Genomic DNA, 13,767 nt, shown 5'->3' on the forward strand with positions numbered 1-13,767 from the left:
CCTTTCTGGCTGGGTCCGGCCCGGAGGAAGGGCAGGATGGACCGTTGCGATCTGGGCGGTCTCTGCGCCCGGCTCGACAATCCCCGATGCCTGCGCGGACCTGTCCCGGCCCTGCGCCCCCTCACCATGAGCGACAACCTCCTGCCTTTCGGTTAACATCCCGGTCCAGGCCCGTGCCTTTCCCCGATTTCGCCGCGTCGCAGCAGAAAATTCGGGCCGGGAGCTGAATTCCCCTTGAATTAATCCGTTGAAAAATGCCATCCCTGCGCAAGAATATTACTCGCTTGAGGTTTCGCCATGACATCGACCACGCGCCCCTTCCGCTCGCTGCTCTATATTCCGGGCTCCAAGGAGCGTGCGCTCGACAAGGCGCGCGCGCTGCCGGTGGATGCCATCCTCTTCGACCTGGAAGACGCCGTGATGCCCGAGGCCAAGGTCGAGGCACGCGCCACGCTGCTCGCCGCCCTCGGCGAAGGCGGCTACGGCAAGCGGGCGAAGATCGTGCGGATCAACGCGCTAGATACCGAATGGGGCGAAGGCGATGTGGCGGCGCTGAAGGGGGCCGATATCGACGCGATCCTGCTGCCCAAGGTCAATTCCGCCAAGGACATCGACCGGCTGGCGGCGCTTTGCGACGTGCCGATCTGGGCCATGATGGAGACCCCGCTGGCCATCTTCAACGCGCTCGAGATCGCGGCGCACCCCCGGATCGAAGGTTTCGTGGCGGGCACCAATGACCTGGCCAAGGAGCTCAACTGCCGCACCCGCCCGGACCGGCTGCCGATGCAGATGGCGCTGCAGACCATGCTGATGGCGGCCCGTGCCCATGGGGTGGTGGCGACCGATGGCGTCTACAACCAGTTCAAGGACGAGGCCGGGCTTGAGGCCGAATGCGAGCAGGGCCGGGACCTGGGCTTTGACGGCAAGACCCTGATCCACCCGGCCCAGGTCGAGATCGCCAACCGCGTCTTCGCCCCCTCCGAGGCCGAGATCGACCTGGCCCGCCGCCAGATCGAGGCCTTCGAGGCGGTGCTGGCCTCGGGGCAGGGGGTTGCCGTGGTCGATGGCAAGATCGTCGAGAACCTGCACGTGGAAACCGCGAAAAAGACCCTGGCCCAGGCCGAAGCCATTGCGGAGGCCGGTTGAGAGGCCCAGTCTGGCGGCGATTCACTTAGGCAAAGGCACCCCCATGGCACTTATCCTGCTCGGCCTCATCCTCTGGACCTGGCCCCACCTGATGAAGGAATACACCCCCGGCCTGCGCGGGGGGCTCGGAGAGAGCACCGCCAAGCCGATCGTCGCGGTCGCGGCGCTGCTGGCCATCGTGCTGATGGTGCTGGGCTATCGCTCGGCCGACTATATCCACATCTACACGCCGCCCGCCTGGGGCCAGCATCTGAACAACCTGCTGATGCTCTTCTCTGTGGCGCTCTTCGGCGGTGCCCATTCCAAGGGGCGCATCAAGCAGGTCGTCCGTCACCCGATGTTCGCGGGCACCATCCTCTGGGCGGTGGCGCACCTGCTGGTGCGCGGCGATGCGGCCTCGGTGCTGCTCTGGGGCGGGATGATCGTCTGGGCCGTCGCCGGCTGGGTGGTGACCAACCGTCGCCAGCCCGGATATGTCCGACCCACGGGCGGGACGCTGAAGGGGGATCTGATCCTCGCGGCGATCACCATTGTGGTCTACATCGTCATCGTGCTGATCCACTCGCTGGTCGGCCCCAATCCACTTCCGATGTGAGGACCCGATGAAACTCTACCGTTTGCTGACCGAAGACGACACCTCGGCCTTCTGCCACAAGGTGACCAAGGCGCTGAATGCCGGCTGGGAGCTGCATGGCTCGCCCACCTACGCCTTCGATGCCGCCAATGGCACCATGCGCTGCGGCCAGGCCGTGGTGAAGGAGGTCGAGGGCACCTACACCCCCGACACCAAGCTTGGAGAGCACTGAATGAAGACCAATCCGGGCCGTTTCTTCGAGGACTACAAGCTGGGAGAGGTGATCTCCCATGCCGTGCCGCGGACCGTTTCGGGCGGGGAGCGGGCGCTGTACCATGCGCTCTATCCCGCGCGGGGTGCGCTCTATTCCTCGGATGAATTCGCCCGGAGCTGCGGTCTTCCGCAAGCGCCGCTGGATGATCTGGCGGCCTTCCACCTGGTCTTCGGCAAGACGGTGCCCGATATCTCGCTGAACGCCGTGGCCAACCTGGGCTATGCCGAGGGCCGCTGGCTGGCGCCGGTCTATCCCGGAGACACGCTTGCGGCGCGGTCCACGGTGATCGGGCTGAAGCAGAATTCCAACGGCAAGTCCGGCGTGGTCTGGGTGAAGACCGAGGGGGTGAACCAGCGCGGCGAAGTGGTGCTGAGCTATGTCCGCTGGGTCATGGTGCGCAAGCGTGACCTCGATGCCGAGGCGCCGATGACCACCATCCCCGACCTGGCCCCCGCCGTTCCGGCCTCTGACCTCGTGGTGCCCGAGGGGCTCGACTTCACCGGCTATGATTTCACCCTGGCGGGCGAGCCGCATCGCTGGGGCGACTACGAGCCGGGCGAGCGGATCGACCATGTGGATGGCGTCACCGTGGAAGAGGCCGAGCACATGCTGGCCACGCGTCTCTGGCAGAACACCGCCAAGGTGCATTTCGACGCCACCTTCCGGCCCGACGGGCAGCGGCTGATCTATGGCGGCCACGTGATCTCGATGGCGCGGGCGCTGTCCTTCAACGGGCTGGCCAATGCGCAGATGGTGGTGGCGCTGAACGGTGGCGCCCATGCCAACCCCTGTTTCTCGGGCACCACGGTGAAGGCCTGGAGCGAGGTCCTGGACCGGGCCGAGACCGCGGCCCCCGGTGTCGGTGCGCTGCGGCTGCGGCTGGTGGCGACCTCGGGCGGAGAGCCCTTCACCCTGAAGGGCGAGGGCGGCAAGTATCTGCCGCATGTGCTTCTGGATCTGGACTACTGGGTGCTGGTGCCGCGCTAGGGGCCGGTCCGAAGGCGCAGGCCCGAGCGCCCCGCACCCCGTTCCGGGGCGGCGGAAAGGGGCACGCGCCGGGTGGCAGATCCTTCTGCGTCAAGCGGTTGCAAGCGATCCCGGCCGTGCCGCCAGGCGCGTCCCTTCGGGCGCGAGGGGCGCAGAATCAAGGCGAAAAACCAAGCAAATCAGTCGGATTTTGTATCCGCGCAAAACGTGATCACAGCGCGAAAATCCGTGATCACATTGGTCAAAAGATATCATTGGTTTTGTCAAATTCTTGGGGGTGCGACCCCGGAGAAGGATGACAAGCCCCCCTGATCTGGTAGAAGCTGGGTCCAAGGGAAATCCGGAAAGGACATGCCGATGGCCGATGTGAACCGGGGCAACCGCCCGCTCTCTCCATTCATGCTGGGCAAGCACTACAGGTTCCAGCTGAACTCTGTCACCTCGATCCTGACGCGGATCACCGGCAACGCGATGATCGTCGCCGCCATCCTCGTCGCCTGGTGGCTGCTGGCGGCCTCCTCCGGCCCCGACTACTTCGCCACGGCGGATTACGTCCTGACCTCCTTCATCGGTGACGTCGTGATGACGCTCTCGGCCCTGGGCCTGTGGTATCACACCCTGGCCGGTGTCCGTCACCTGCTCTGGGACAACGGCTACTGCCTGGACGTTGCCACCTCCGACAAGCTCGGCTGGGGTATCCTGGGCGGCTCTGTCGTCCTGACCCTGCTGACCATCATCATCGTCTGAGAGGAATGCCAGCCATGCGTTACCTGACCGACCGCAAGCGCGCCGTGGGCATGGGTGCCTCGAAGACCGGCACCGAACACCATTGGTTCATGCAGGTTACCTCCTTTGCCCTGCTGCCGCTCGTCGTTCTCTTCGTCTTCACCTTCGGCTGTGCCCTGGGTGGAACCTACGAAGAGGTCGTCGCCTATTATTCCCGTCCCTTCCCGGCGATCATCGCCCTGCTGACCCTCTGGGTCGGCATGATGCACTTCAAGTCCGGCGCCCAGATGGCGATCGAGGACTACGTGCACGGCCTGAAGGGCCGCCTGACCATCATCGCCGTGACCTGCCTGTCCTATGCCGTGGCGGCCACCGGTACCTATGCCCTGATCAAGCTCGCGCTCTCCGGCGCCGGAGTGATGATCGAGATCGACGTCTGAGACCCGAGGTTCCCCAATGGCTGCTTACGAATACGAAACGCATGAATACGATGTGGTCGTGGTCGGCGCCGGTGGCGCGGGTCTGCGCGCCACCCTCGGCATGGCCGAGCAAGGCCTGCGCACCGCCTGCGTGACCAAGGTCTTCCCGACCCGCTCGCACACCGTCGCCGCACAGGGTGGCATCGCCGCCTCGCTGTCCAACATGGGCCCCGACAACTGGCAGTGGCACATGTATGACACCGTCAAGGGCTCCGACTGGCTGGGTGACACCGACGCCATGGAATACCTGGCGCGTTCCGCCCCCAAGGCCGTCTACGAGCTTGAGCACTACGGCGTGCCCTTCTCGCGCACCGAGGAGGGCAAGATCTACCAGCGTCCCTTCGGCGGCCACACCACCGAATTCGGCGAAGGCCCCGCCGTGCAGCGGACCTGTGCTGCCGCCGACCGGACCGGCCACGCCATCCTGCACACGCTCTACGGCCAGTCGCTGAAGAACAACGCGGAATTCTACATCGAGTACTTCGCCATCGACCTCATCATGAGCGACGACGGCGTCTGCACCGGCGTCGTCTGCTGGAAGCTCGATGACGGCACGATGCATGTCTTCAACGCCAAGATGGTCGTGCTGGCCACTGGCGGCTACGGCCGGGCCTACTTCTCGGCCACCTCGGCCCATACCTGCACCGGCGACGGTGGCGGCATGGTGGCCCGTGCGGGCCTGGCGCTGCAGGACATGGAGTTCGTGCAGTTCCACCCGACCGGCATCTACGGCTCGGGCTGCCTGATCACCGAGGGCGCGCGCGGCGAAGGTGGTTACCTGACCAACTCTGAAGGCGAACGCTTCATGGAGCGCTATGCGCCCCAGTACAAGGACCTCGCCCCCCGCGACTACGTCTCGCGCTCCATGACCATGGAGATCCGCGAAGGCCGCGGTGTGGGTGAGCATGGTGACCACATCCACCTGAACCTCAGCCACCTGCCCGCCGAGGCCCTGGCCGAGCGTCTGCCCGGTATTTCCGAGTCGGCGAAGATCTTCGCTGGCGTGGATGTCACCAAGGAGCCGATCCCGGTCCTGCCGACGGTGCACTACAACATGGGCGGCATTCCCACCAACTACCATGGTGAGGTGCTGAACCCTACCGCCGACAACCCGACCGCCGTGGTCCCCGGCCTGATGGCCGTGGGCGAGGCGGGCTGTGCCTCGGTGCATGGCGCCAACCGGCTTGGGTCCAACTCGCTGATCGACCTCGTGGTCTTCGGCCGCGCCGCCGCCCTGCGCGCCGGCGAGGTGGTCGACCGCGAAGCCTCGATCCCGTCGACCAACAAGGCCTCCGTCGAGAAGGCCTTCGACCGCTTCGACTACTTCCGCAACGCCAAGGGCTCGATCCCGACCGCCGAGCTGCGCCTCGAGATGCAGCGCACCATGCAGTCCGACGCCGCGGTCTTCCGCGCCTCGGACACGCTGAAGGACGGTGTCGAGAAGATGACCGAGATCGCCGGCAAGCTGCCCGACGTCCATGTCACCGACCGCAGCCTGGTCTGGAACAGCGACTTGATGGAAACGCTGGAACTGACCAACCTGATGCCGAACGCCATGGCCACCATCGTCGGCGCCGAAGCCCGCCACGAAAGCCGCGGTGCCCACGCGCACGAGGATTACGCCGAGCGTGACGACGAGAACTGGCGCGTCCACTCCATCACCCGCGTCGACGGTCCGAAGGTCGAGCTCAGCTACCGCCCGATCATCACCGATCCGCTGACGACCGAGGACGAGGGCGGCATCAGCCTGAAGAAGATCGCGCCCAAGGCACGGACGTTCTGATGGCCGCAGAGGCAGGATATTCCGGCACCCCTCTGGCCCGCAAACTGGGCCTGAAGGACGGACAGCGCGCGGTCTTCGTCGCGCTGCCCGCGACGCTGGAAGACCTTGCCTCGGCCCGCGCCTTTTCCGAGGTGGCGCAGACCGCCACCCCGGAAGAGATCTCGGGCGAGGGATGGGACCTGATCCATCTCTTCACCCGCGAGGCCCGGCAGCTGGATCAGCTGCCCCGGCTGCGCAGCCTGATCGCGCCCGATGGGATGATCTGGGTCTCCTGGCCCAAGAAGGCCTCGAAAGTGGCAACTGATGTGACCGAGGACGTGATCCGCGCCCGCGCTCTGGCCGACATCCTGGTGGACGTGAAGGTCTGCGCCGTGGATGCGATCTGGTCCGGTCTGAAACTCGTGATCCGGAAAGAGCACCGGGCCACACAGGCACATGCATAGAGGATAGAGAGATGGTTCAGCTTACTCTGCCCAAGAACTCCCGGATGACCACGGGCAAGACCTGGCCGAAGCCCGAGGGTGCCACGAACGTCCGCAAGTTCAAGATCTACCGCTGGTCGCCCGAAGAGGGCGGCAACCCCCGTGTCGACACCTACTTCCTCGACATGGACAAATGCGGTCCGATGGTCCTGGACGCGCTGATCAAGATCAAGAACGAGATCGACCCCACGCTGACCTTCCGCCGCTCCTGCCGCGAAGGCATCTGTGGCTCCTGCGCGATGAACATCGACGGGCAGAACACCCTGGCCTGTATCTTCGGCCTCGACGAGGTGAAGGGCGACGTGACGATCTACCCGCTGCCGCATATGCCGGTGGTGCGTGACCTGATCCCCGACCTGACCCACTTCTACGCCCAGCATGCCTCGATCATGCCCTGGCTGGAAACCAAGACCAACCGCCCGGCGAAAGAGTGGAAGCAGTCCATCGAGGACCGCAAGAAGCTCGACGGTCTCTATGAATGCGTCATGTGCGCCTCCTGCTCGACGTCCTGCCCCAGCTACTGGTGGAACGGCGACCGCTACCTTGGACCGGCCGCGCTGCTGCACGCCTACCGCTGGATCATCGACAGCCGCGACGAGGCCACCGGCGAGCGTCTGGATCAGCTGGAAGACCCCTTCAAGCTCTACCGCTGCCACACGATCATGAACTGCGCCAAGACCTGCCCCAAGGGCCTGAACCCGGCCGCAGCCATCTCGCACATCAAGCAGATGATGGTCGAACGCACGGTGTAAGCACCGCCTGCCTGGACATCGCAAGGCCCCGGATCGCAAGGTCCGGGGCTTTTTGCTGCCGGGGCTCAGGCCTCGCGCCACTCCGGCAGCGGGAAGAGCTTGTCGTAGAGCCAGTTAAAGCCAAGCGCATAGACCATGTAGAAGGCGGCGAAGGACAGGTCCATGACCAGCGCTTGCCAGAGCGTGACGCCAAGATACCAGGCGATGAAAGGCATCAGCACCATCAGCAGGCCGATCTCGAAGAGGACCGCGTGCAGCACGCGCTGCGCGGGCGTTTTCGCCGTGGTGCCCTGAAGGTGCTTCATCACCCTGTCGAAGCCATGGTTGAAAAGCATGTTCCAGATCGTGGCGAGCGTCGCGCTGACAAGGGCCACGACGCCCATGTGCTGCATGGGCATGTGGAACGCCAGTGCCCCCAGGGGCACGACAAGGAAAAACGCCAGGATCTCGAAGAGCAGGGCGTGGCGCAGGCGGTCAAGGGGGGTGCGCATGGGGACCTCCGTGGTCATGCCGGGTCGTCCCGGCTGTTGTCCGTCCTGGGGAGGTCGTCCTCGCTTGCCGATATCTTGCACCCCCGGGGGCGGCTTTCAAGGGGCGGGTCCGCGTCTGCTCATCCGATCTTAATCCTGCCCTGCAAGGATGCCGGCGACCGAACGCGTAGGACCTTCGCGCATGTGCTGGTGGCAGAAGCCCCTGATCCTTCTCGTCTTGCCGCTCCTTCTGCCGGTGCAGGGGGTGCAGGCCTATTCCCTGTTGCCCGAAGGGGGCTCGGCGGTCCGGCCTGATCCAAGGCTCAGTGCGGATCACCAGCGCCGCCAGGCCGCGGCCCTGCTGCCGCCGGGGGAGGGCGCGCAGGGCGGCCCCTCGCTGTTCCTTGGCCGCAAGGGCAGCTCCTTCTTCCGTCCCATGCCGCCCCGCGTGCGCGCGGCCCCGGCACGTCCCGTGCCGCGCGGTGGCAGCCTGACAGAGCGTCTTCGCCACCTGATCGCCAGCGTCGAGGCCGACCCGGACAGGGGCTATGACTCGGTGCAGTTCCAGGCGGTCATCAAGCCGCCGAAACCGCCCACCCGGATGACCCTGGACGAGATATTCGCCTGGATCAAAGCCACCCCCGGACAGCAGCATGCCATCGGGCGCTACCAGATCGTGCCGAAGACCCTGCGCGGCCTGATGCACCGCATGGCTCTGCCCGGCAGCACCCGCTTCACCCCGGCCCTGCAGGATGCCATGGCCGATCAGCTGCTCGAGGACGCGGGCTATGCGGCCTTCCTGGATGGCCGGCTCGATCGGACGGGCTTCATGAACAACCTCGCGCGGATCTGGGCTGCCCTGCCCAATTCCTCGGGCAAGTCGCATTACCACGGCATCGCCGGCAATCGCGCCGCGCTGAGTTGGGCGCGCTTCGACGGGCAGATGCAGGCGATCTTCGCCCGCTAGCGCTGCTACTCCCGCATCGGACCGGACGCGCCGCTACGTCACCTTTGCACGTGCAGCATAGCGAGATTTCCCACTTGCCTCATCTCACCGGCGCCCGGCCATGCCATATAGACCAGCAGGGAGGGGCGACAGACAGATAAGGCCAAGCCGATGACCACCACGACCCCCAAGACCGAAGATCTGCGCCGCGCCCAGGCTGCGCTGGACGCATTGAACGCCGCATATGAATATTTCACCCCGCTGCCCCGCCTGGTCTCCGAGACCCGCGAGACCCAGCAGGACTACGCCCCCTACACCGCCGCCGCCTGAATGGGCCGCGACATGGTGAGATGAAAGCGCGCGGTGCCTCCCTCGGGCCGCGCGCTTGTCATTTCCGGGCCGCACCTGCCGCGCCCCCTTGCCTTTCCCGCCGCCGGAAGACAGACCCCTCTCATGGTTCTTCTCATCCCCATCGGCATCGCCATCTTCCTGATCTACATGTGGATCTATGGCCCTTCGCCCACCAAGGGCTGCCGCTGGCGCATGGACCGCAGCCGCGACCGCGACGGCAAGAGCTTCTACCAATGCCCCCTCTGCGGCATGGAAACCTATACCGCCGACGGCAAACCTCCGCGCATCTGCGGCGCGCGTCCGACACAGGGCTCGAAGCGGGGCTGAGGCAAAAAATCGAGCCACGTCAGAACCTTGAAAATTTGCTCAAATTTCAAGGGGATTCAGCGGAAATCCGGCTCGGAAAAAATCTGCCCAGGCCGAAAAATTACCCCTTGAACGAATCTTTGTTTCGCCCGATATGCGCGGCCAAGACGCCAACGCACGCGCCTCTGGCGAAAGGGCAGCCTCTGGGTCGAACGGTCTGCGGACCGCGAACCTAGGCGAAACCTCTACGGTTATGTAGCGACGGTAACGTCTCCCTTGGAACTGAGCGGTCATATATGGCCGGGTCTATTGGAGATGACCATGAACGCTTTTGTTGCCGATTTCTCGGCCCGCGCCTCCGTGCGCACTCAAAACCGTGTCGAAGCTTTCATTCGGCAGAACGACTTCGAGCGCCCGACGCTGGTGCTGGACATTGCCCGCGTGCAATCCCAATACCACGCCCTGGCAGAGGGCCTGGGCCGTGCGCGCATCCACTACGCGGTGAAAGCCAACCCCCAGCGTGAGATCATCGAGCGCCTGGTCTCGCTGGGATCGGGCTTCGACGCGGCCTCCCGTGCCGAGATCGAGCTCTGCCTGTCGCTGGGGGCCCACCCCGACCACATCTCCTTCGGCAATACCGTCAAGAAGCCGCGCGACATTGCCTTCGCCTGGCAGGCCGGTGTCACCCTCTTCGCCGCCGATGCGCCCGAAGAGCTCGAGAAGATCGCCGAGCATGCGCCCGGTGCGCAGGTCTACATCCGCCTGATCGTCGATGCCTCCCAGGCCGACTGGCCGCTGTCGCGCAAGTTCGGCATCGCCCGCGAAGGCGCCATCAGCCTGATGGACCGTGCGGTCGAGCTGGGCCTCGAGCCGGTCGGCATCTCCTTCCACGTGGGCTCGCAGACCCGCCGCGCCGAGATGTGGACCGCCACGCTCGACCAGGTGGCCGCCGTCTGGCATGCCGCCCGCGAGGCCGGTCACGACCTGACCCTGCTCAACATCGGCGGTGGCTTCCCGGCCTTCTACGGTGAAGAGATCCAGGGCCCGACCGCCTATGCCGCCCGCGTGATGGAGCTGATCGGCGAGCGCTTCGGCGACGTGCCCCACGTGATGGCAGAGCCGGGCCGCGGCCTGGTGGCCGAGGCCGGTGCCATCGCCGCCGAGGTGCTGCTGGTCTCGCGCAAGTCGGAAAACGACCTGCACCGCTGGGTCTACCTGGACATCGGCAAGTTCTCGGGCCTGGCCGAAACCATGGACGAGGCGATCCGCTACCAGTTCCTGACCGAGCGCGATCACGAGGGCCACGGCCCCTGCATCCTGGCAGGCCCCTCCTGCGACTCTGCCGACGTGCTCTACGAAAAGCGCCCGGTCGACCTGCCGCTCGGCCTGCGCTCGGGCGACAAGTTCATCATCCGTAACTGCGGTGCCTATACCTCGACCTATGCCTCCATCGGTTTCAACGGCTTCCCGCCGCTGGACGTGGTGGTGCTGGGCGACTGATCCCGGCCCGACAGGGTTGTGACTGCGAGGGGCGCTCTTCGGGGCGCCCCTTCCTTTTTGTGCCGGCAGGGTGGGGGGCTCTGCCCCCGTCTCCTGCGGAGACTCCCCCGGAGTATTTTCAGCCTGGTGATGATGCGGGACGGTGCCGGAAAGGCGGCCTACTTATGCCTCCGGGAGCGTGCACGCTCTCCATGGCGAAAGTCCGCCGCTTCCTATGGCCCTGTCCCGCATCATCACCAGGCTGAAAATACTCCCGCCGGAGGCTGCCGCCCGGCACGGGCAAAATCCGGGGCGGCTCCCCTTGCAAAACCGGGCCGGGGCGGGTTCCTTGCCCTGAAAGGAGATCTCCCATGACCATACCCCCCGACGCCGAGGCCCGCCGTGCCGTGAAGCCGGTGATCTGCTATCCGAACGAGACACTGCCGATGCCTGACCTGGCCCTCTACGCGGCGGCGCTGGAAGGGGCAAAGGTGACCGGCACGGTGATCGCACCGCCGCGCGAGGCCGGGGTCTTCGAGGTGCCGGCCGGGCATTTCTTCCGCATCCGGTCGGTCGAGGGGCCGCAGGTCGGCGATCTCAACCTCTGGAACGCCCAGGACATCTCCGAGCGCTTCTATTCCGGCAAGACCCGCGCCCTGCATGGCACCCATGTGACGACGGGCGAGCGGCTCTGGTCCTCTTTCCCGAACCTGCGCCCCATGGCGACCATCGTCGAGGATAGCCTCGGCTGGTACGGGATCGACCAATATGGCGGCTCGGTCCATGACGTGATCGGCACCCGCTGCGATCCCTATACCGGCAACCTGCTGGCGGGCAGCCAGTACCACCACTGCTGCCATTCCAACCTGACCCGCGCGCTGGCGCAGCACCTGGGCGTTTCGGCCGAGGCGGCAGAGCCGCATGTGCATGATGTGCTGAATGTCTTCATGTGCACGGGCTTCACCCGTGACACCGGCCAGTACTTCATGAAGGCCAGCCCCGTGCGCCCCGGCGACCACCTGACCTTCTTTGCCGAGATCGACCTTCTGGGCGCGCTTTCGGCCTGTCCCGGCGGCGATTGCTCTTCCGAGCACAGCTCGGACGAGGCGGCCTGCTATCCCATGGAGATCGAGATCCTGGCGCCCGAGCCCGGCGCGCTGGATGGCTGGCAGAGCCCGCAGCGGTCGGGATACGACCGAAGCCACGGGCTCTGACCCTTCAGCAGTAGCGTTCCACGGCGACCATCTGCTTGTCGCCGTAGCGATCGCCCCAGGCCCAGCCCGCGGGCAGGATCGCCTCGATCTCGGCCAGCGTCGCCGCGTCCATCTCGATCTTCTGCGCATCCAGCCATTCGTTCAGATGGGCGGCGGTGCGGGTGCCGGGGATCGGGATGACGTGATCGCCCTGGGCCATGACCCAGGCCAGTGCCGCGCCCGCGACCGAGACGCCACGGCCATGGGCCCATTGGCGGAACTCCTCCACCTTGGCCAGGTTGTGGCTGTAGTTCGGCTCGGTGAAGCGCGGGTTCGAGAGGCGGAAGTCCCCCTCGCGCATGTCGGCGCGATCGACGGAGGTTTCGCCGAACATGCCGCGCGCCACGGGCGAGAAGGCGACGAAGCTGACGCCCAGCTCGGCGCAGCTGCGGATCAGGCCGAGCTCGGGCAGGCGGGTCCAGAGCGAATATTCGTTCTGCACCGCCGTCACCGGGCGCACCGCATGGGCGCGGCTCAGCGTGTAGGGCGCGACCTCGGAAAGGCCGTAGCCCTTGATCAGACCCTCGTCGATCAGGCGGCCCATGGTCTCGGCCACCTCCTCGATGGGGGTCTCGGGGTCGTGACGGTGGGCGTAGAAGAGCTCGACCGAGCTCAGGCCCAGCTTCTCGAGCGAACCTTCCAGCTCGCTGCGCAGGTAATCATAGCTGTTGTCGATCCGCCGCGGCGGGCCGGGGATGATCGAGGCCTTGGTGGCAATGGTGATCCCTTCGGGCTTCTTCGCCGCCAGGTAGTGGCCCAGCACGGTTTCCGAAACCCCCATGCCGTAGATATTGGCGGTGTCCCAGAAGGTGATGCCCGCCTCGATGGCGGCATCGAGACAGGCGTGGCTGGTCTCTTCATCGGTGGGGCCGAACATGCCGCCGAAGGACATGGCGCCGAAGGCCAGCTGCGGCACCATGATGCCGGTGCGGCCCAGTTCTACTTGCTTGAAACTCATGCGAAGGCTGCCTCGAGCGCGATTTCCACCATGTCACCGAAGCTCTTTTCACGGTCTTCCGAGGGCAGGGCCTCGCCGGTCTGCAGGTGGTCGGACACCGTCAGGATGGCCAGCGCGCGGCAGCCGTAGCGATGCGCGAGGTTGTAGAGCTCCGCGGCCTCCATCTCGACACCCAGGATGCCATGGCGGGTCATCTGCTCGTTCAGGTCGGGGCGCTCGTCGTAGAAGACATCCGAGGAATAGATGCCGCCCGCATGGGTCGGCGTGCCCTTGGCGGTGGCCGCCGCATGGGCCGCGGCAAGCAGCCCGAAATCGGCGCAGGGGGCGAAGTTCAGCTCCTTGAAGATGCCGGCCGAGGGGGTCGAGAGCGACGAGGCGGTCATCGCCAGGATCACGTCGCGGATCTTCACCTTCTCCTGCATGCCGCCGCAGGAGCCGATGCGGATCAGGGTCTTGGCGCCGTAATCCTTGATCAGCTCGTTGGCGTAGATCGACAGCGAGGGCATGCCCATGCCCGAACCGTGGATCGTCACGCGGTTGCCCTTCCAGGTGCCGGTGAAGCCCAGCATGCCGCGCACCTCGTTCACCAGCTCGACATCCTGCAGGTAGGTCTCGGCGGCCCAGCGGGCGCGATAGGGGTCACCGGGCATCAGCACGGTTTCGGCGATCTGGCCGGGGGCGGCTCCGATATGAACGGTCATGTCTCTGTCCTTCGATGGGCCGCGCGGGTGCCCGCGCGGGGTCGGCGACAGAGTAATGTCTTCGCGCCTGAGGGCAAGACGCGCCTCGGGTCACTGGGCG

At 65.8% G+C, this 13,767-nt stretch carries 17 protein-coding genes; 14 read left to right on the forward strand and 3 right to left on the reverse strand.

The features are described 5' to 3' along the window. Positions 1-297 precede the first annotated feature (297 nt). From CRO50_RS07115 to CRO50_RS07155, 9 genes are all read left to right on the forward strand, one after another. Positions 298-1,146, forward strand: a complete 849-nt coding sequence (locus CRO50_RS07115) for an HpcH/HpaI aldolase/citrate lyase family protein (protein WP_097145180.1) — start codon at positions 298-300, stop codon at positions 1,144-1,146. Positions 1,147-1,189: 43 nt separating this feature from the next. Next, positions 1,190-1,741 (forward strand): NnrU family protein, encoded by a 552-nt coding sequence (locus CRO50_RS07120; protein WP_157791728.1) that lies wholly within the window; start codon positions 1,190-1,192, stop codon positions 1,739-1,741. 7 nt (positions 1,742-1,748) lie between these two features. After that, positions 1,749-1,952, forward strand: coding sequence for a DUF1737 domain-containing protein (locus tag CRO50_RS07125; protein ID WP_097145182.1), 204 nt, complete (start codon positions 1,749-1,751; stop codon positions 1,950-1,952). Next, complete coding sequence (locus CRO50_RS07130) at positions 1,953-2,981, forward strand: MaoC family dehydratase (protein WP_097145183.1); 1,029 nt, start codon at positions 1,953-1,955, stop codon at positions 2,979-2,981. A 357-nt stretch (positions 2,982-3,338) separates the two neighbouring features. Then, on the forward strand, positions 3,339-3,728 hold the full coding sequence (gene sdhC / locus CRO50_RS07135; protein ID WP_097145184.1) for a succinate dehydrogenase, cytochrome b556 subunit: 390 nt from the start codon (positions 3,339-3,341) through the stop codon (positions 3,726-3,728). A gap of 14 nt (positions 3,729-3,742) precedes the next feature. Continuing rightward, positions 3,743-4,147 carry a succinate dehydrogenase, hydrophobic membrane anchor protein gene (gene sdhD, locus CRO50_RS07140; RefSeq protein ID WP_097145185.1) on the forward strand — a complete coding sequence of 135 codons (405 nt, stop codon included), beginning with the start codon at positions 3,743-3,745 and terminating at the stop codon, positions 4,145-4,147. A 16-nt stretch (positions 4,148-4,163) separates the two neighbouring features. Beyond that, positions 4,164-5,969, forward strand: coding sequence for a succinate dehydrogenase flavoprotein subunit (sdhA, locus tag CRO50_RS07145; RefSeq protein WP_097145186.1), 1,806 nt, complete (start codon positions 4,164-4,166; stop codon positions 5,967-5,969). Continuing rightward, complete coding sequence (locus tag CRO50_RS07150) at positions 5,969-6,412, forward strand: DUF3052 family protein (RefSeq protein ID WP_097145187.1); 444 nt, start codon at positions 5,969-5,971, stop codon at positions 6,410-6,412. The genes sdhA and CRO50_RS07150 overlap by 1 nt, the downstream gene beginning before the upstream one ends. 11 nt (positions 6,413-6,423) lie before the next feature. Beyond that, a complete protein-coding gene (locus tag CRO50_RS07155) occupies positions 6,424-7,203 on the forward strand; it encodes a succinate dehydrogenase iron-sulfur subunit (RefSeq protein ID WP_097145188.1) in 780 nt (259 codons plus the stop codon). Between the two features lie 65 nt (positions 7,204-7,268). Here CRO50_RS07155 and CRO50_RS07160 read toward each other — a convergent pair whose 3' ends face one another. Next, positions 7,269-7,694, reverse strand: coding sequence for a PACE efflux transporter (locus CRO50_RS07160; protein ID WP_097145366.1), 426 nt, complete (start codon positions 7,692-7,694; stop codon positions 7,269-7,271). A 181-nt stretch (positions 7,695-7,875) separates the two neighbouring features. Between CRO50_RS07160 and CRO50_RS07165 the strand changes: the two genes are divergently transcribed. The 5 genes from CRO50_RS07165 (at position 7,876) to CRO50_RS07180 (ending at position 11,969) form a co-directional block, all read left to right on the forward strand. Then, the gene (locus CRO50_RS07165) at positions 7,876-8,640 is read left to right on the forward strand and encodes a hypothetical protein (RefSeq protein WP_097145189.1); all 765 of its coding nucleotides are present in this window, start codon (positions 7,876-7,878) and stop codon (positions 8,638-8,640) included. Between the two features lie 150 nt (positions 8,641-8,790). Next, positions 8,791-8,949, forward strand: a complete 159-nt coding sequence (locus CRO50_RS20085; RefSeq protein WP_157791727.1) for a hypothetical protein — start codon at positions 8,791-8,793, stop codon at positions 8,947-8,949. A 123-nt stretch (positions 8,950-9,072) separates the two neighbouring features. Further along, entirely contained in the window at positions 9,073-9,297 is a 225-nt protein-coding gene (locus tag CRO50_RS07170; protein WP_097145190.1) for a hypothetical protein, read from the forward strand. A gap of 300 nt (positions 9,298-9,597) precedes the next feature. Beyond that, entirely contained in the window at positions 9,598-10,776 is a 1,179-nt protein-coding gene (locus tag CRO50_RS07175) for a type III PLP-dependent enzyme (RefSeq protein ID WP_097145367.1), read from the forward strand. A gap of 350 nt (positions 10,777-11,126) precedes the next feature. Then, on the forward strand, positions 11,127-11,969 hold the full coding sequence (locus CRO50_RS07180) for an urea carboxylase-associated family protein (protein WP_097145191.1): 843 nt from the start codon (positions 11,127-11,129) through the stop codon (positions 11,967-11,969). A gap of 4 nt (positions 11,970-11,973) precedes the next feature. Here CRO50_RS07180 and CRO50_RS07185 read toward each other — a convergent pair whose 3' ends face one another. Both CRO50_RS07185 and deoD read right to left on the reverse strand, forming a co-directional pair. Continuing rightward, entirely contained in the window at positions 11,974-12,966 is a 993-nt protein-coding gene (locus CRO50_RS07185) for an aldo/keto reductase (RefSeq protein ID WP_097145192.1), read from the reverse strand. Further along, on the reverse strand, positions 12,963-13,667 hold the full coding sequence (gene deoD / locus CRO50_RS07190) for a purine-nucleoside phosphorylase (protein WP_097145193.1): 705 nt from the start codon (positions 13,665-13,667) through the stop codon (positions 12,963-12,965). The genes CRO50_RS07185 and deoD overlap by 4 nt, the downstream gene beginning before the upstream one ends. Positions 13,668-13,767: the final 100 nt, after the last annotated feature.

Origin of the sequence: Pseudooceanicola antarcticus, from assembly GCF_900215355.1 — a bacterium.
GTDB lineage: Bacteria > Pseudomonadota > Alphaproteobacteria > Rhodobacterales > Rhodobacteraceae > Pseudooceanicola > Pseudooceanicola antarcticus.